General features: G+C 66.9%; 12 protein-coding genes. 4 read left to right on the top strand and 8 right to left on the bottom strand.

Annotation, left to right across the window (positions count from 1 at the left end; translation table 11 throughout):
• Nucleotides 1-155: 155 nt before the first annotated feature.
• Nucleotides 156-1,421 carry an ATP-binding protein gene (locus H977_RS0113555; RefSeq protein WP_029108386.1) on the top strand — a complete coding sequence of 422 codons (1,266 nt, stop codon included), beginning with the start codon at nucleotides 156-158 and terminating at the stop codon, nucleotides 1,419-1,421.
• Between the two features lie 156 nt (nucleotides 1,422-1,577).
• Here the strand turns inward: H977_RS0113555 and H977_RS0113550 are convergent, their stop codons facing one another.
• From H977_RS0113550 to H977_RS0113535, 3 genes are all read right to left on the bottom strand, one after another.
• The gene (locus tag H977_RS0113550; protein ID WP_155946631.1) at nucleotides 1,578-1,970 is read right to left on the bottom strand and encodes a hypothetical protein; all 393 of its coding nucleotides are present in this window, start codon (nucleotides 1,968-1,970) and stop codon (nucleotides 1,578-1,580) included.
• A gap of 116 nt (nucleotides 1,971-2,086) precedes the next feature.
• Nucleotides 2,087-3,457 (bottom strand): EspA/EspE family type VII secretion system effector, encoded by a 1,371-nt coding sequence (locus tag H977_RS35615; RefSeq protein WP_196808235.1) that lies wholly within the window; start codon nucleotides 3,455-3,457, stop codon nucleotides 2,087-2,089.
• 57 nt (nucleotides 3,458-3,514) lie between these two features.
• Nucleotides 3,515-5,272: a hypothetical protein gene (locus H977_RS0113535; protein WP_029108384.1), complete on the bottom strand. Its 1,758-nt coding sequence runs from the start codon at nucleotides 5,270-5,272 to the stop codon at nucleotides 3,515-3,517.
• Nucleotides 5,273-5,328: 56 nt separating this feature from the next.
• Between H977_RS0113535 and H977_RS0113530 the strand changes: the two genes are divergently transcribed.
• Genes H977_RS0113530 through H977_RS0113520 form a run of 3 tightly spaced genes read left to right on the top strand, consistent with a single transcriptional unit; the run spans nucleotide 5,329 to nucleotide 8,674 of the window.
• The gene (locus H977_RS0113530) at nucleotides 5,329-6,270 is read left to right on the top strand and encodes a GDP-mannose 4,6-dehydratase (protein ID WP_029108383.1); all 942 of its coding nucleotides are present in this window, start codon (nucleotides 5,329-5,331) and stop codon (nucleotides 6,268-6,270) included.
• Between the two features lie 39 nt (nucleotides 6,271-6,309).
• Nucleotides 6,310-8,091 carry an N-acyl-D-amino-acid deacylase family protein gene (locus tag H977_RS0113525; protein ID WP_029108382.1) on the top strand — a complete coding sequence of 594 codons (1,782 nt, stop codon included), beginning with the start codon at nucleotides 6,310-6,312 and terminating at the stop codon, nucleotides 8,089-8,091.
• 1 nt (nucleotide 8,092) lies between these two features.
• Nucleotides 8,093-8,674: a TetR/AcrR family transcriptional regulator gene (locus H977_RS0113520; RefSeq protein WP_029108381.1), complete on the top strand. Its 582-nt coding sequence runs from the start codon at nucleotides 8,093-8,095 to the stop codon at nucleotides 8,672-8,674.
• Here H977_RS0113520 and H977_RS0113515 read toward each other — a convergent pair.
• The 5 genes from H977_RS0113515 to H977_RS0113495 all read right to left on the bottom strand — a co-directional run bounded on the left by H977_RS0113515 (nucleotide 8,671) and on the right by H977_RS0113495 (nucleotide 16,331).
• Nucleotides 8,671-9,012, bottom strand: coding sequence for a DUF2304 domain-containing protein (locus H977_RS0113515; protein WP_029108380.1), 342 nt, complete (start codon nucleotides 9,010-9,012; stop codon nucleotides 8,671-8,673). The two genes, H977_RS0113520 and H977_RS0113515, sit on opposite strands and share 4 nt — an antisense overlap.
• Nucleotides 9,009-9,707 (bottom strand): polyprenyl-phospho-N-acetylgalactosaminyl synthase PpgS, encoded by a 699-nt coding sequence (gene ppgS / locus H977_RS0113510; RefSeq protein WP_029108379.1) that lies wholly within the window; start codon nucleotides 9,705-9,707, stop codon nucleotides 9,009-9,011. The genes H977_RS0113515 and ppgS overlap by 4 nt, the downstream gene beginning before the upstream one ends.
• Before the next feature lie 56 nt (nucleotides 9,708-9,763).
• Complete coding sequence (locus tag H977_RS0113505; RefSeq protein WP_029108378.1) at nucleotides 9,764-10,978, bottom strand: MATE family efflux transporter; 1,215 nt, start codon at nucleotides 10,976-10,978, stop codon at nucleotides 9,764-9,766.
• A 98-nt stretch (nucleotides 10,979-11,076) separates the two neighbouring features.
• A complete protein-coding gene (locus tag H977_RS0113500) occupies nucleotides 11,077-12,414 on the bottom strand; it encodes a M1 family metallopeptidase (protein WP_029108377.1) in 1,338 nt (445 codons plus the stop codon).
• Nucleotides 12,411-16,331: a Pls/PosA family non-ribosomal peptide synthetase gene (locus H977_RS0113495; RefSeq protein ID WP_029108376.1), complete on the bottom strand. Its 3,921-nt coding sequence runs from the start codon at nucleotides 16,329-16,331 to the stop codon at nucleotides 12,411-12,413. The genes H977_RS0113500 and H977_RS0113495 overlap by 4 nt, the downstream gene beginning before the upstream one ends.
• Between the last annotated feature and the right edge of the window lie 108 nt (nucleotides 16,332-16,439).

The following is a 16,439-nucleotide window of genomic DNA, read 5'->3' as shown; positions in this document are numbered from 1 at the left end:
TGGCACGGCCTCAGAATCGGTCGTCAGCCTCCAACAGAAATGGCGACGGGTGCGCTGATGCTGGCTCTGAGGTCCGGCACCAGTTGATGCGATCTGTTAGGTAGATATCCTGCGATTTGTTAGTTAGAGGTGCTGCGATTTGTTAGATTGAGTCCGTGGGGTATCGGCCGCGGGTAGTTGACCAGGTTCTTGATGACCTTTTCCCGCATGCAGGCGCAATCGCGCTCGAGGGTGCCAAAGGAGTGGGGAAGACGGCGACTGCGGCCCAGCGTGCCAAGTCGACGTTGAATTTGGATGACGATTCGCAACGATCTGTACTGGCAGCTGATCTCGGACTTATTGACCGGCTGGACCCGCCGGTTCTCATCGATGAGTGGCAGCTACTCCCGTCGGTATGGGACCGAGTTCGCCGCGGCGTCGATCAGTCATCTGAAGGCGGAAAATTTCTGCTGACTGGATCGGCGCAGGCGTCGGCGAGCGCCAGAATTCATTCCGGTGCGGGCCGCATCCTCAGCTTGGTCATGCGGCCAATGTCCCTGTCTGAACGTGGGTTGACCAGCCCTGCGGTGTCGCTGCGTGCGCTTCTGACCGGCAGCCAGACGCCGGTTGAGGGGCAGACGGACGTCGCGCTGCCCGACTACGCCGAGGAGGTCGTCCGCTCCGGATTTCCGGGGATCCGAGATCTGCCTCCGCGAGTCCGCCGAGCGCAACTAAACGGATACTTGAGCCGGATCGTTGAGCGCGAGCTCCCCGACAATGGGATGGCGGTGCGCCAACCTGCCGCGCTCCGGGCTTGGCTCGCGGCATATGGGGCAGCGACGTCAACGGACGCCGCGTACAGCGTGATCCTCGACTCGGCCACTCCAGGCGAGTCTGACAAGCCTGCCAGGCAGACCGTCGCGCAGTACCGAGAGCATCTGCAACGACTGTTCATCCTCGATCCGGTCAGTCCGTGGATGCCGTCGTTCACTCCGCTCAAGCGGCTGACGAAGACGCCCAAGCATCACCTTGTAGATCCAGCACTCGCCGCCGCAATGGCCGGCGTCGACGTCGACGCGTTGCTCGGCGGGGCCACCGCTCCGGGGCCTGCGGGCACTTGGCTCGGATCACTATTCGAATCCCTTGTCGCACAGTCGATCCGAGTCTACGCGGAGGCTGCTGAGGCGACTGTGGGTCACCTGCGCACTCAGAACGGGGACCACGAGATCGACCTGATCGTTGAAGGGCCGGGGATGAGGGTGATCGCGATCGAAGTGAAGCTGGCGGCAACAGTCGACGACAAAGACGTACGCCATCTCAACTGGCTCAAGAGTCAGATCGGTGATCGGTTGGTGGACCGGATCGTGGTGAACACCGGGCAGTTCGCATATCGGCGCCCGGATGGCGTGGCTGTGATTCCCCTGGCACTGGTGGGACCGTGAGGCGGCGACTGCAGCGTCGTGCCTAGGCGGTTCGACGCTGCGAATCAGACATCGATCGATGGCATTGCGCGCGTGCTCGACCGCTGTCGAGATAGGCGGCAGATCGCCGATCCTCTCTGCTGATGCCTTGCCACCACCTCGGCGATAGGTGGTTGTCTACTCTCCAGTTGCGGTGATGACGACAACTGGCGCGTCTGCAGCCAGGTACACCTTTGACTTGATTCTTGTGCTGGTGAATGCCACGTCGAGCTGGTCGCTAGCAAGGAACCCGCCGTGTGGCAGATCTGCCCTCAGCGTTTCCCATACGTCGGGCTGGTTTGTAGTCGGTATCGGCCGGTATCGCGTCTTCAGATCCTCCGCGACTGACGGAGTCAGCTCGACGATGCTGTCGATCCAGTACAACGATGGCCCAGGAACATCCGGATCACCCATGTCTCCGCTGACCCACGCTGCGGCGACGGGTGACCCGAGCGCGGGGAAACGTTTGGTCAGCGGTTCTAGCTCATGCCGGACGGGATTGGACGTGGTTTTGGCGGCGGGAGCGGTCACGGTTCTCTCCATCTGTTGCCCATCATGCGAACTGGGGGAACACGCTGAAAGTGCGACAACGGCCAAAGTCAGCGACAAGGTCACTGCGCTTATCCTGCTCGCCCCAGGGAAATTCGTCACGGCAGTGTCACTCCTCCGGTGTTGCGATTGTTGTCGGGCGGTCTTACGCCGCCTGGGCTACCTCTGCCGTCCGCACGATCCTCGCGTCCGGGATTGAATTGAGGTTGGGTCCCTTGGTCAGCACTTGGGGCACTGCCCAATTCCCAGGTGACGGTCCGGGTGACTTCCCCGTGGGAGTCGAACGGTCTGGCCCATCCCAGTTCGGTGAATCTACCGTTCTCGTTGTCGGAGGCTCCGGTGCCGATGTCTGATTGGCCTCGATTGAAGTTGTAGTGGTCCTCGGCGTGCACTGTCACAGTCATCGTGACTTTGTTGCCTTCGACCTTGACGTCCGCGCTGCTCCACTGTTGGTATCCGCCAACCGCTTTCTGCCAGTTTTCTGTGGTGGGATAGTTCTTGGTCGGATTCGGATCGCCGGTCATCGAGAACGACGTGTTGCCTGCCCTGATCAGTTCCTCGGCTCCGCGCTGTGCTCGGCTGACCTGATCATCCACGTTGGCGCGGATGCCTGGATCCTCACGGTAGGCTTCCTCGTAGTCGAATTCGATTGGCTTGCCGTCGTTATCCCAATAGTGCCGGTACATCTGGGTGGCGTCATCGAGATCTCCCCGCAGTAGCCTCCCGCCTGCGAGCTTTGCCTCCCATTCGGCCCGCTTCAGATAATCCTGCAAACCGGGTTCGGCGGAGTTGTAGTCAAAGTCTTCGTCCCATGGGATATCGGGTTTCGTAGGTGGTCCGATGACAAACTCTGGTCCGCCAGGCTCACCTGGATTCGAGCCAGGTTCGGCTGGTTTACCGTCGGCTTTCTTGTCATCGTCGGGCTTTTCCTGCTGGGAGTTGCCCTCCTCCTCGCCCCGCCCGAACTTCTGGTTCGTCAGCCCGTCGTACTCGCCCTTGATCCCGGTCACGCGGGTACCGATCGCGAACATGTCCCGGTTGGCGTTCTGGACCGTGGTATTGACCTGGCTGATGCCTTGATTGGCGATCGGGATCAGCTTGTTCTCGCGGTCCTGGGCGCTGGTCGCCGGTAGCGAGGCGACCATGCTGTCGACCCAGGACTTCGTGGCGTTGAGTTGATTACGCCCGCTGGTCACGACGTTGGCGGCGTTGGTGACCTCGGCGGCCATCTTCTTGTCGAGCTCAGCGAGCTTCTCGTAGACGCCGGCGTGTTCCTTGTTCGCCGCGGCGTAGGCCTCAGACCCTTTGCCCTGCCAGCGGTCGTCCGGCGCGGCGGACTCGATCATGCCCTTCATCCGCAGCAACTGGGAGCTGCTGCCGTCGTAATGGCTGCCGTCGCTCGGAGTGCCTTCTCCGAAGGTGGCCCGCGCTTTCGACCACGTCGAATAGAAGCCATCAAGCGCGCTCACAGAACGTCCCCCTCGACAGGATCCCGGCAGTTGCCCCTCAGTATCCCAGTGGTTTACCTAGCTCGGTGCCAGGAATCCGACGGGCCCGGGGGAGATGCACACCGACAGCGCAGCGGTATTGGCGCGTACCGCGATCGACTGCCCGGCCCCGGGCAGTCTGACGAAAACCCGGTTGAGCCCGGGCCGCACCGGCACCTTCACCTCGGGTCCTTCGGCCAGGGCCATGATCAAGGAGCCGTCGCTGTTGGCGAGGTAGTTGATCTCGGCGGTCCAGTCGGCCGGCAGCAGTGGCCCGTCGAGTGGCATGACGACGGGCTCGTCGGGCTGCACCAGGAATCCGCATTTCGGCGCGGGGCCTGCGACGATGGTGCGCACCCAGGTCACCTTGGCGTCGACCAACGTGCCGGTCCGGTCGAACATGCGTAGATCGGTTGTGGCCGAGGCGAACTCAGGCCGCGGCCTGGCCAGGGCGAACATGTGGCTGGCCAGGTTCTCGGGCGCGGCCACCCGCTGCAGGATCAGCGGATCGACCTCTTGATCCAGTAGTGGCGCGGCCGACGAGGTGGATGCCAACGATGCGCGGGCATTGTTGAGGTAGGTGGGCACGGGATTGTCCTGCCACACCTTCAGGAAGGTGAACGTCGAATACAGGCTGCTGGCCACGAAAAGCGCTGCCACGCTGACACATACGGCAGTGCGTGCCCGGGATGCCGAAAGCAGGCGAGATGATTCCCGGTTCGGCGCACAGAATCCCACGGCCGCCAACAGGGCCAGTACCACCGCCAGATCCGGCAAGTAGCGCAGCGTCTGTGCCAGCTCCAGCGCGGTGAACCGAGACGAGCGCATCAGATAGATCGGGATCTGGCACGCCACCGCGTAGCCCAGAGCCACGATGAGCACCGGCCAGATGCGGGTCTTGCGCGCCAGCACCACCGCGATGGCGACGGCAAGCGCGATCCAGCCCAGCACCATCACGGAGAGCGGAGGTGTGGCCCACGGCGAGGCGGGGGCCCAGCGCTGCCAGGACCACGGGCCGCCGACCAGCCCCGGCACGATGCCGTGGGTGAACGATCGGCTGAGCAGGTCGCCGGTCATCGCCAGGTCGAAGCTCCACCGCTTTTGATCGACGACGACGAGGTACACCCCGATCCAGGCCACCGTCAGGGCCAGACACCCGACCCACAGCCGAAGACCGCGACGCCACACCTCGCGCACGCCAAAAGTCCCTGTCACGTATCCGAGCAGCGCCACCACCGCGAACGCGACGAAGGGAATCACGGCGGCCTTCTCGAAGAACAACAGCCCGCCCAAAAAGACGAGCACACCGACAACCGCGTGTCGGGGATTACCCGTGCGCACGAGCAGCACTGCCTCACCAACCACCCAGGCCAGCGCGGCCTGCATCGGGAGCGTGTTCAGCGCCGCGGCCCACCACGCGAATCCGGGTAGGGCCAGGGGGGTGAAAAGCGCAAAGGTCAGCGGCACCAGCAGCACCGGCCGCCAGCCGAGGATCACCCACAGGGCCCGCAGCAACGCCAGCGAGGCCAGCAACTGCATCACCACCAGGCTCACCGCGGCCAGTACCCAGGAGAACGGTGCCAGGCGGGTGATCGCGCCCGACACCAGGAACGCCGCGGGCATCACGTGCCCGTCGTGGTCGTCGAACAGGAAGGACGGCGACAGCAGATCCTGGGTTCCGGCCCGGCCGATCAGGATCAGATCGTCCCAGTAGAAATAGCCGCCGAAGGCCAGTATCGCCCGGACCGCCAGATGCAGCGCGATCAGCGCAGCGGCTGTGCGGGCGACCTTGTTCACTCTTGCCGACTGTACGGACCCAGCGGGGCGCCGGCGGCCGTCGGTATGGTGAGCCGGTGCGAACACTGGTGACAGGAGCGGCAGGGTTCATCGGATCGACACTGGTCGACCGGCTGCTGGCAGACGGGCACAGCGTCGTCGGGCTCGATGACCTGAGCTCGGGGCGGGCAGAGAACCTCAGCAACGCCGAGAACGACGACAATTTCGAGTTCGTCAAGGCCGACATCGTCGACGCAGATCTGCTGGGCCTGCTCAAGGAGGCCCAGCCTGAGGTGATCTTTCACCTCGCCGCCCAGATTTCGGTGAAGCGTTCGGTGGACGATCCGCAGCGGGACTCAACGGTGAATGTGGTGGGCGTGGTCCGGCTGGCCGAGGCGGCCCGTCAGGCCGGCGTACGCAAGGTGGTGCACACCTCCTCGGGTGGGTCGGTGTACGGGACTCCGCCGTCGTATCCGACGAGCGAAGACGCGCCGACGAATCCGGCGTCGCCGTATGCGGCCAGCAAGGTGGCCGGCGAGGTGTACTTCAACATGTTCCGCAATCTCTATGACCTGGATTGCTCACATATCGCCCCGGCCAATGTCTACGGTCCGCGTCAGGACCCGCACGGTGAGGCCGGCGTGGTGGCGATCTTCGCCCAGGCGCTGCTGGCCGGGCGGCCAACCAAGATCTTCGGCGACGGCAGCGACACCCGCGATTATGTGTACGTCGACGACGTGGTGGACGCGTTCGTGAAGGCCTCCGGCTCCGCCGGCGGTGGCCAGCGGTTCAACGTCGGTACCGGGGTGGAGACGTCGACCCGCGAGATGCACACCGCGATCGCCCTGGCCGTCGGAGCCGCGGACGAACCGGAGATGCACCCGCCGCGGCTCGGTGACCTGCGTCGTTCCCAGCTCGACATCAGCCGGGCCCGGGACGTGCTGGGCTGGCGGCCGCAGGTGGATCTGGCCGCGGGTATCCCCAAGACGGTCGAATTCTTCAGGACCAATCCTCGCTAAAAGATTGTGAGTACTCACTTTCTCGTCTAGCGTTGCGCCATGCCCTATGACGTCATCGTTCGCAACGGCCTGTGGTTCGACGGCACCGGCGCCCCGCCGCAAGTCCGATCGCTGGGAATCCGCGACGGGGTGGTGGCCACGGTGTCGGCCACACCGCTCGACGAGACCGGCTGTCCCGACGTCATCAACGCCGGCGGAAAATGGGTGCTGCCCGGTTTCGTCGACGTCCACACGCACTACGACGCCGAGGTCCTGCTCGACCCGGGCCTGCGGGAGTCGGTGCGCCACGGGGTGACCACGGTGCTGCTGGGCATGTGCTCACTGTCCACCGTCTACGCCGACACCGAGGACGCTGCCGACCTGTTCAGCCGGGTGGAGGCGGTCCCGCGTCAGTTCGTGCTGGGCGCCCTGCAAGAGCACCGCACATGGACGGGCCCGGCAGAGTACATCGAAGCCATCGACGAGTTGCCACTCGGCCCGAATATCGCTTCGCTGCTGGGGCATTCGGATCTGCGCGCCTCGGTGCTGGGGCTCGACCGCGCCACCACCCGTGGGGTCACTCCGACCGACGCCGAACTGGAAGCCATGGCGGCCCGCCTCGACGAGGCGCTCATGGCGGGCATGCTCGGCCTGTCCGGGATGGACGCGGCCATCGACAAGCTCGACGGAGACCGGTTCCGGTCGCGAGCATTGCCGTCGACATTCGCGACCTGGCGTGAGCGCCGGCGCCTGATCAAGGTGCTGCGCAAGCGCGGACGGATGCTGCAGAGCGCGCCGAACGTGGCCAAAATCCATGAGGCACTGAACTTCTTCCTGGAGAGCAGCGGCTGGTTCGGCCGCCGCCGGGACGTCCGGATGAGCCTGCTGGTCTCGGCCGACGCCAAGTCCTCGCCCGGTGCAGTGCGTGTGCTGGGGCCAGGCGTCCGACTGCTCAACCGCGTCCTCGGTGCCAAGGTGCGCTTCCAGCATCTTCCGGTGCCGTTCGAATTGTATTCGGACGGAATCGATCTGCCGGTCTTCGAAGAGTTCGGTGCCGGTACCGCCGCCCTGCATCTCAAGGATCAATTCGAGCGCAACAAGCTGCTCGCGGATCCCGAGTACCGCCGCCGGTTCCGCAGGTCGTTCGACCGGCGGGTGCTCGGACCCACCTTGTGGCACCGCGATTTTCATGACGCCACCATTGTCGAATGCCCCGACGCGACGCTGATCGGCAAGTCCTTCGGCCAGATCGCCGACGAGCGGGGCATCCACCCGCTCGACGCGTTCCTCGACGTCCTCGTGGACAATGGGGAACGGAACGTCAGATGGACCACCATCGTCGCCAACGACCGGCCCAAGTACCTCGACAAGCTCGCCAAGGAGCCGTCGGTGCACATGGGTTTCTCGGATGCCGGTGCGCACCTGCGCAATATGGCGTTCTACAACTACCCGGTGAAGCTGCTCAAGCGGGTGCGCGACGCGCAGTTGGCGGGCAGAGGGTTCATGACCACCGAGCACGCCGTGCACCGGTTGACCGCCGAGGTGGCCGACTGGTTCGGTGTCCCGGCCGGCACGCTGCGTGAAGGCGACCGGGCCGATTTCGTGGTGATCGATCCGGGCGGACTCAACGACACGGTCGAGGCCTATCACGAGGAGCCGGTGGCGTTCTACGGCGGACTGAGCCGCATGGTCAACCGCAGCGACGACGCCGTCGTGGCGACGGCCGTCAACGGTGCCGTGGTGTTCCGCGACGGCCAGTTCCGCGACGGCTACGGCGAGTCGGTGAAATCGGGCCGCTACCTCCGGGCCGGTGCTGAGCACCGGGACCGTACACCGGTCTGAGATGGCCAGAACCCAGCAGCAGCGCCGCGAGGAAACTGTCGCACGACTACTCGACGCCGCCATCGACACCATCATCGAGGTCGGGTATGCGCGGGCGTCGGCGGCGGTGATCGCCAAGCGGGCCAAGGTTTCCGACGGTGCGCTGTTCCGGCACTTCCCGACGATGAGTGATTTCATGGCGGCCACGGCACAAGAGGTGGCGCGCCGTCAGTTGGAGTTGGGCGGCAAGCTTGTAGCGCAGATCCCCGCCGAGCAGCCGCCGCTGCCGGCGGTGCTGACGATCCTGCGCGACATCGCGGGCAGTGACACGAACACCGTGTGGCACGAACTGATGATGGCGGCTCGCACCGACGAAAAGCTGCGGGGCCCACTGCAGACGGTGCTGGCTGAGTACATCGACAACATCTACGAAACCGCCAAGAGCGCGCCGGGAGCTGATCAGATTCCCGAGGAGGTGTTCGTCGTGCTGCTGACCATTGTCATCAACACGTTCGACGGCGCCGCCATGGTGCGGCGCGTACTGCCGCTGCCCGAGCTGGAAGAGTCCAGGATCGCGGCGCTGGCGGCGCTCCTCAGCCGCTAGGCGTCCTCGGGGCTCCGCACGTTCTGCAGCGCCACCGCGCGGGCCAGCCTGGCGTAGCGCAACTCGATGTCCTTGAGACGCAGGTATGTCGAGAGAGTGACGAACACGAACGCGATGATGAGCATGTACTCCATCAGGTCCGTGCCACGTTTCACGCCGAGCCAGTTGGCCACCACGGTGGTGTCGTCCGGGCGCAGGATCGCGTAGATGCCGGCGGCGACGAACAGCACGAAACCGACCTTCACCCATGCCTTGGACCGTGCGCTCCGCCGCGACCCCAGCAGGTACGCCAGCAGCACCAGCACCGCGACGATCAACAGCGCCTGAATCCAGTTCATCGGGACAGCCTCCTGCGTAACAAGCCGTCGAAGACGATGTTCACCCCGTTGAGCAGTGGTTGTCCCTTCGACTTCGAATATTCGGTGTAGAGAATCTCGACCGGTTCTTCGACCACGCGCCAATGGTTTTCGTAAGCCAGCGAGATGAACTCGCCGGCATGGCTCATGCCGCTCATTGTGAGGTTGAGTTCATCGGCCACCTTCTTGCCGAATACCCGCAGGCCGTTGTGCGCATCGGTGAGCCCGAGCGCGCGGCTCTGCGGGCTCAGGAATGCCGCGGCACGCAGAATGATCCGCTTCAGCGGCGGGGTGTGGGTGACCGCGTGGGCGTCGGGGTTGGCGAACCGCGTGCCCACCACGAGATCGGCGGCGTCGGTGTCGAGCCGGTCGATCATCCGGATGACGTCCTTGACCTGATGCTGACCGTCGGCATCGAAGGTGGCGAACACCCGGGCCCCGGGGCGGCTGCGCGCGTATTCGACGCCGGTCTGGATCGCCGCTCCCTGACCGAGATTCACCGGATGGGGGACGACGTAGGCGCCGGCCCGCAACGCGATCTCGGCGGTGCCGTCACGGCTGCCGTCGTCGACACAGACCACGTTAGGGAAAACCGAGCGCACGTCGGAGATGACGTCGCCGATGATGCTCGCCTCGTTGAAGGCGGGGATGATGATCCAAACGTCCTGAAAGCGCATGTCGATGGGCACCAAACTACACTCCGGCCAGATGTCGCGGCCGGAGCCGCTCGGTTTCACGCAAGGTTCGCACGCGCCAGGGCACCTAGGTGAACCGCGATGCCCACCAGCGGTCCGCACAGCAGCGCGACGATGGTGCGGGTTTCCAGTCCCACCGGAAGCAGCAGCAGCGCCACCGCCGCGACCGTGGCCATGATCCAGCCCAGCGCGTAGGCCCGGTGCAGCGCGGCCGCCACAGTCGCGGCGCCGGTCAGGGTGAGCATTGCGATGGCGACGGCGGCCGCCGTCAGCCAGGCAAGCAGGGGACCGCCGGCGCGGTACTCGTCGCCGAACCCCACCCGCAGCAGCCAGGGGCCGAGCAGTCCGGCCGCGGCCACGCCCACCGCGCCCAGCCCTGCCACCGCGGCTGCCGGGGCCAGCAGCGCCCGTAGCCGTTTGTCGCGCTGGTCGACGAAGTGCGCGATCAGGTTGCCCTGCATCGCGGTGAGCGGAACCAGCAGGGGTGCCCGGGTCAGCGTGACGGCCAGGATCACCACACCGCCGGCCGCACCCAGATCGCCCGACGTGGCCTTGAGCAGCACGGGGAATCCCATCACCAGGATCGCGCTGGCGCCTGCCGCGGCGATCGAGTGCGCGGCTCCGCGCAAGAACGTCGCGGGACTACCCGAGGTGAGCAGCCCGGCGGCCATCCGCGCCGCGGGTGCGGCGATCAGCATGATCAACCACGCGACCGCCCCGGCCACGGTGGCCCACAGGAATCCGGCCAGTCCCCAGCCGAGCACGAACGTCGCTGCCGCGACGGCCACCCGGATTCCGGCATCGGTGACCATCAGGGCCCCGTACTCGGTCCAGCGGTTCACGCCGGCGAGCATGCCGAGCAGGGTGGCGTGCAGGCAGAATCCGGCCAGCCCGACGCTGAGCAGCACCACGCTCAGTGCCCGGGACTCGGCGAACACGTGTGGGCTCCACAGCGGGGAGCTGGCTGCGATCACCAAGGCCGCGACGATGCCGACCATGGCCGCGATCCGCATGGGACGGGTCGTGGGCTCACCGCTGAGATCCCGGTTTCGAGACGAGCGCACCTCACGGGTGGCTTCCTGCAGCAGACCGTTGGCGGCACCGGTCACCAGGCCGAACGCGCCCCAGAACACGCTGAACACGGAGAAGCCGGCGGGCTCCAGGTCACGCGCGGCCAGGTACAGCACGGCGTAGCCGCACAGTGCGCTGATCGCCGTGGCCAGCCCGACGCGGACGACGCTGCTGCGCGTGATCGGGCCTGTGGCCGATGAGCCGCTTGCGCGAAGAGCATCGAACGCCGATGAGCCGCTTGCGCGAAGAGCATCGAACCCGGGAGTGCCGCCGGCATCGGTCACAGGTCCGGCAGCTCTTTCGAATAGAGCCAGGCCTGCCACAGGGGTTGCAGCGGTTCCTCGGTGTACCCGGCGGCCAGCCCGGTGAAATCGTCGGTGAACGCTGTGCTGTGCCGGTGACGGGCTGTCCAATCCCGCAGCAGCGCAAAGAAATTGCGGTCACCGATCAGGGTGCGTAGCGCGTGCAGGGTCAGTGCGCCGCGCTTGTAGACGCGATCGTCGAACATGTCCTCGGGTCCGGGATCGGAGAGCAGGAGATCCTGGGGCTTGTCGCGCAACCGCTCGTAGTAGTGCTCGGCCCACTCCGCCGCGGTGTGGCCGCCGCTGTGTTCGGACCACAGCCACTCCGCGTAGCAGGCGAAGCCCTCGTGCAGCCAGATGTCGCGCCAGCGCCGCGCCGTCACCGAGTTGCCGAACCACTGGTGGGCCAGCTCGTGGGCGATCAGGCGCTCGGCACCCCGGTGCCCGTCGCAGTGGTTGGCCCCGAAGATCGAGATGCCTTGGGCTTCCAGGGGAATCTCGAGATCGTCGTCGGTGACCACCACGGTGTAGCCGCTGGCCAACGGGTACGGGCCGAACAGCTTGATGAACAACTTCATCATCTGCTGTTGGTGCTCGAAGTCGTGGTCGAACTCGCGGCGTAACCGGGCGGGCAGGACGGCGTGCATCGGTACCGGCGCCTTCGTCAGCCGCTGGCGCTCGTACTGGCCGATCTGCAGGGTGATCAGGTAACTCGATGTCGGCTCGGCCTGCTCGTAGGTCCACACCGTGTGCCCGGCGCGCGCCTTGCGCGAGATCAGCTCACCGTTGGCCAGGGCGTAGTAGGGATTGTCGGTGCTGATCTGGATCCGGTAGCTGGCCTTGGAGCTGGGATGGTCGTCGCACGGGAACCACGAGGCCGCGCCGTTGGGCTGGCCGGCCACCAGTGCGCCGTCCGAGAGCTCCTCGAAACCTACTTCACCCCAATAGGTTTCGATGGGGCGCGGGGTTCCGTTGTAGCGGACGACGACGGTCATCGCGGCCCCGGACGGCAACGCCGAGGCCAGGGTGATCGACAACTTCCCGCCCGAACATCGGTACTGAGCCGGGCGTCGCCCGTTCACCGAAACACGCGACACCGCAAGGGCGTCGGACAGGTCGAGGGTGAAGCTGCGCAGCGCGGCCAGGGTGACCGCGGTGATGGTGGCTGTCCCCGCCAATCGGTTGATGGCCACCTTGTACTCGAGCTCGAGTTCGTAGCGCGACACCCGGTACCCGAAATTGCCGTTGCGCGGCAGGTACGGATCGATCACCGGTGCGGGCGTCGCTTTCTTCGCGGCCTTCTTGGATCGGGTCACGCGGCGGGAGTCTCTGTCTTCTTGGCGGACTTCTCGGCGGAACGCTTCTTGCCGAACATGTTCCACGGCGCGATCGGGTTGCCCTGCCAGCGGGTCGACGGCGGTACCTCGTCGCCCCGCATCACCAGCGAGCCCGGCCCGACCGTGGCGCCGGCACCCAGCCGAGCCGCCGGCAGCGCCACGCAGTGCGGTCCCAGCGTCGAACCTTCTTCGAGGACGACGCTGTCCAACCGCATGATGCGGTCGTGGAACAGGTGTGTCTGCACGACGCAGCCGCGGTTCACGGTGGCGGCGGTCTCCAGTGCCACCAGATCGGCTTCGGGCAGCCAGTAGGTTTCACACCACACACCGCGGCCGATCCTCGCGCCCAGCCCGCGCAGCCACAGGTTCATCACCGGGGTGCCGCTGGCGGCCCGCGCGAACCACGGTGCGGCGACAGTCTCGACGAAGGTGTCCGACACCTCGTTGCGCCACACGAACGACGACCACAGCGGATGCTCGACTGCGCGAATCCGGCCGACCACCAACCACTTCGCGATCACCGCGATGGCCCCGGCCACCACGCCGGCGACCAGCAGCACCACCCCTCCGGTCAGTGCCGCCCAGAGGAAACCGAACCGCATGGTCACGGCCTGCAGCGCACCCAACACGGCGATGCCGATCGCGAAAGTGACGATCACCGGGATCAGGCGGCAGGTCTCCACTGCCGCGCGCATGATCTTGAGCCGCGTCGAAGGATGGAACGTGCGCAGTGCATCTGCCGCAGTGGCGTTGCGGCGCAACCGAACCGGTGGGCTGCCCAGCCACGAGGAGCCGGCCTTGGCCTTGTGTGGCGTCGCCGACAGCACCGCCACCAGGCCGTCGTCGGGCACCTTACGGCCCGGTTGGGTGATGCCCGAGTTGCCGAGGAAGGCGCGCTTACCGATGGTGGCCTTGGCGACGTGGATCCAGCCGCCGCCCAGTTCATAGGAGGCCACCATGGTGTCGTCGGCCAGGAACGCGCCGTCCTGCACCTCGGTGAACTTCGGGGTGAACAGGGCCGTCGAGATCTCGGTGTCCTTGCCCACTTTCGCACCGAGCAGCCGCAGCCACCACGGCGTGAGCAGGCTGGCGTAGATCGGGAACAGGTAGTTGCGGGCCGCGTCCATCAGGCGCTCGGTGGTCCACAGCTGCCAGCCCACGCGGCTGCGCACGGGGTGATACCCCTCTGAGAGTCGCACGGACAGGATGCGCACGCCGATCACGGTCAGCACGGCGTAGGTCAGCATCGCGACCCCGGCCGCGGCCGGGGTCCAGGCCAACGCGGGCACCACGGCGTCAGCCGGCGAGGCGGTGTCGTGCACGGCCCAGACGATCACCGCCAGGCCTGCGGCCAGTGCCAGCAGCGGTAGGCCGGCCAGCAGCAGTGAGGACACCCCGTACACCGCGACCCACACCGGAGCGCGGCCCGGCCGGTGATCGGGCCACGGGTGGCGGGCCTTGCCGGATTTCACGGCGGGGGAGCCCTTCCAGAACTGGCCGTTCTTGACCTTGCCGATCACGGCCGATCCGGGTGCGACGTCGGCGTTCTTGCCCACGGTCGCCCCGGGCAGCAGTGTGGTGCGGGCGCCGATCGTGGCGTCGTTGCCGATCGACACCGGCCCGACGTGGAACAGGTCTCCGTCGATCCAGTGCCCGGTGAGGTCCACCTCGGGTTCTACCGAGGCGCGATGGCCGATCTTGAGCATGCCGGTCACCGGCGGAGGCGAATGCATGTCGACGCCCTTGCCGACACTGTTTCCCAGGGCGCGGGCGTAGTAGACCATCCACGGCGCACCGGCCAGGTTCTCGGCGCCGCTGGCGTCCGCGAGCCGCTCGGCGATCCATACCCGCAGGTGGACCAGGCCGCCGCGGCGGTAGGTGCCGGGCTGCAGGCCGGTCAGCAGCATGCGCGCGAACAGCACCGCGATGCCCATGCGGCCCAGCGGGCTGACGAACAACAGGAAGCCGGCGAGCACCCACCACCAACTGAGCGGATGCGCCCACGGCACGATGCCCGTCACGGCCGCGACGTTGTTCAGCAGCGCCAGCCAGACCACCCATTGCATGCCGGTGAGGGTGGCCAACGGCAGCGACAATGCGACCTGTGCGGCCTGGGTGAGCAGGGGCGTCGGTTTGACCTCGCGGATGTGGATCTGCGGCGGCGGTTTGAGCTCGTCGAGATAACCGGCCAGTGAGCCGAGCCGAGGGTGGTCGTAGAGATCGGCGACGGTCACCAACGGATAGCGCCGGCGCAGCGCGGCCACCAATTGGGCGGCGGACAGCGAACCGCCGCCCAGCGCGATGAAGTCGGCCTCGGGCCCGTCGACGGGCGTGCCGAGCACGTCGTGCCACAAGCCGGCCAGCCAGCCCATGGTGCCGTCGAGTTCGGGGACATCCTGTTCGGGGTTTCCCGGCGGCGGCCACGGCAGTGCGTTGCGGTCCACCTTGCCCGAGGTGCGGGTCGGCAGTTCGTCGAGCAGCACCAGCCGGGGAACCAGCGCGGCAGGCAGCGACTCGGACAGCGCGGTCCGGGCGGCGGCCAGGTCGAACGAGGGGTCCGTGCTCGCGATATAGCCGACCAGCAGCGGGGTGCCGCTGGCGGTCTTGCGCACGGCGGCCGCGCCGCCACTGACGCCGGGCAGGTTGACCAGTGCGGTGTCCACCTCGCCCAGCTCGATACGGCGGCCGCCGACCTTGACCTGATCGTCGGCGCGGCCCTGGAAGTACAGGCCGTCGGCCTCCAGCCGCACCAGGTCGCCGCTGCGGTAGGCCCGGTTCCAGCCCAGCGTCGGCATCGGGGCGTACTTCTCGGCGTCTTTTTCCGGGTCGAGGTAGCGGGCCAGCCCCACGCCGCCGATCACCAGCTCGCCGACCTCACCCACAGCCACCGGCAGGCCCTCGCCGTTCACCACCGCGAGGTCCCAGCCGGCCAGCGGCAGACCGATGCTGACCGGGCCCTGCCCGTCCAGTTGTGCGGCGCAGGCCACGACGGTCGCCTCGGTGGGGCCGTAGGTGTTCCACACCTCGCGGCCGTCCACCGCCAGCCGCGCCGCGAGTTCGGGCGGGCAGGCCTCGCCCCCGAAGATCAGCAGCCGCACCGCTTCCAGCGCCTCGGCAGGCCACAGCGCCGCCAGCGTCGGCACGGTGGACACCACGGTGATGTCCCGGCTCACCAGCCATGGGCCCAGGTCCATGCCGCTGCGCACCAGTGACCGCGGGGCGGGCACCAGGCACGCGCCGTGCCGCCAGGCCAGCCACATCTCCTCGCACGATGCGTCGAAGGCGACCGACAGTCCGGCCAGCACCCGGTCGCCGGGCCCGATGGGGCTGTCCTGCAAGAACATCCGGGCTTCGGCGTCGACGAATGCGGCGGCGCTGCGATGGGTGACGGCAACACCTTTCGGAGTTCCCGTCGAGCCCGAGGTGAAGATGATCCAGGCGTCGTCCCGCCCCAGTGGCGCCGCGGCCCGCCAGCCGCGCGACGACCCCGGCCCGCGGACCAGGCCGGCCTCGGTGATGATGCCGACCACGTTGGCCTCGCCGAACACCAGCTCGGCCCGTTCGTCGGGATCGTCGGCGTCCACCGGTACGTAGGCCGCCCCGCAGGCCAGCACCGACAGGATCGCCACGTAAAGGGCGTAGCTCCCCGACGGCATCCGGATTCCCAGCTTGTCCCCGCGGCCGATGCCGCGCGCCGCGAGCCAGGACACGCTGTCGGTCACATCGGCGATCAGCTCGGAGTACGTGAGCTGGACGGTGCCGTCGTCGAGGGCGGGCGCGTCGGGGAACCGCCGGGCCGTGTCGTGCAGGATGTCGACGAGGGTGCGTGGTTCGGGGGCCAGTGGGGATAGCACGTACTGAGGCGGAATCTCGTAGTCACTGGCGGCGGCTGTCACGCATACAAACTACTAAGTCGTGGACGTCGCGGCCCAGTGGCGCACGGCGGGTCGGTCCGGCGTGCCGCTGCGATTTCGATTCGTGGGGTCTGTCAGGCACACTGGTCG

It is taken from the genome of Mycobacterium sp. URHD0025 (assembly GCF_000426065.1).
In the GTDB taxonomy this organism is placed as follows: Bacteria; Actinomycetota; Actinomycetes; order Mycobacteriales; family Mycobacteriaceae; genus Mycobacterium.
This window is presented reverse-complemented; position numbering and strand designations above follow the sequence as displayed.

What these genes read in the sequence shown, in the direction of transcription:
- H977_RS0113525 (WP_029108382.1), top strand. Translation starts at nt 6,310, where the DNA reads ATGCCCTATGACGTCATCGTTCGCAACGGCCTGTGGTTCGACGGCACC.
- ppgS (WP_029108379.1), bottom strand. Translation starts at nt 9,707, where the DNA reads ATGCGCTTTCAGGACGTTTGGATCATCATCCCCGCCTTCAACGAGGCG.
- H977_RS0113520 (WP_029108381.1), top strand. Translation starts at nt 8,093, where the DNA reads ATGGCCAGAACCCAGCAGCAGCGCCGCGAGGAAACTGTCGCACGACTA.
- H977_RS0113515 (WP_029108380.1), bottom strand. Translation starts at nt 9,012, where the DNA reads ATGAACTGGATTCAGGCGCTGTTGATCGTCGCGGTGCTGGTGCTGCTG.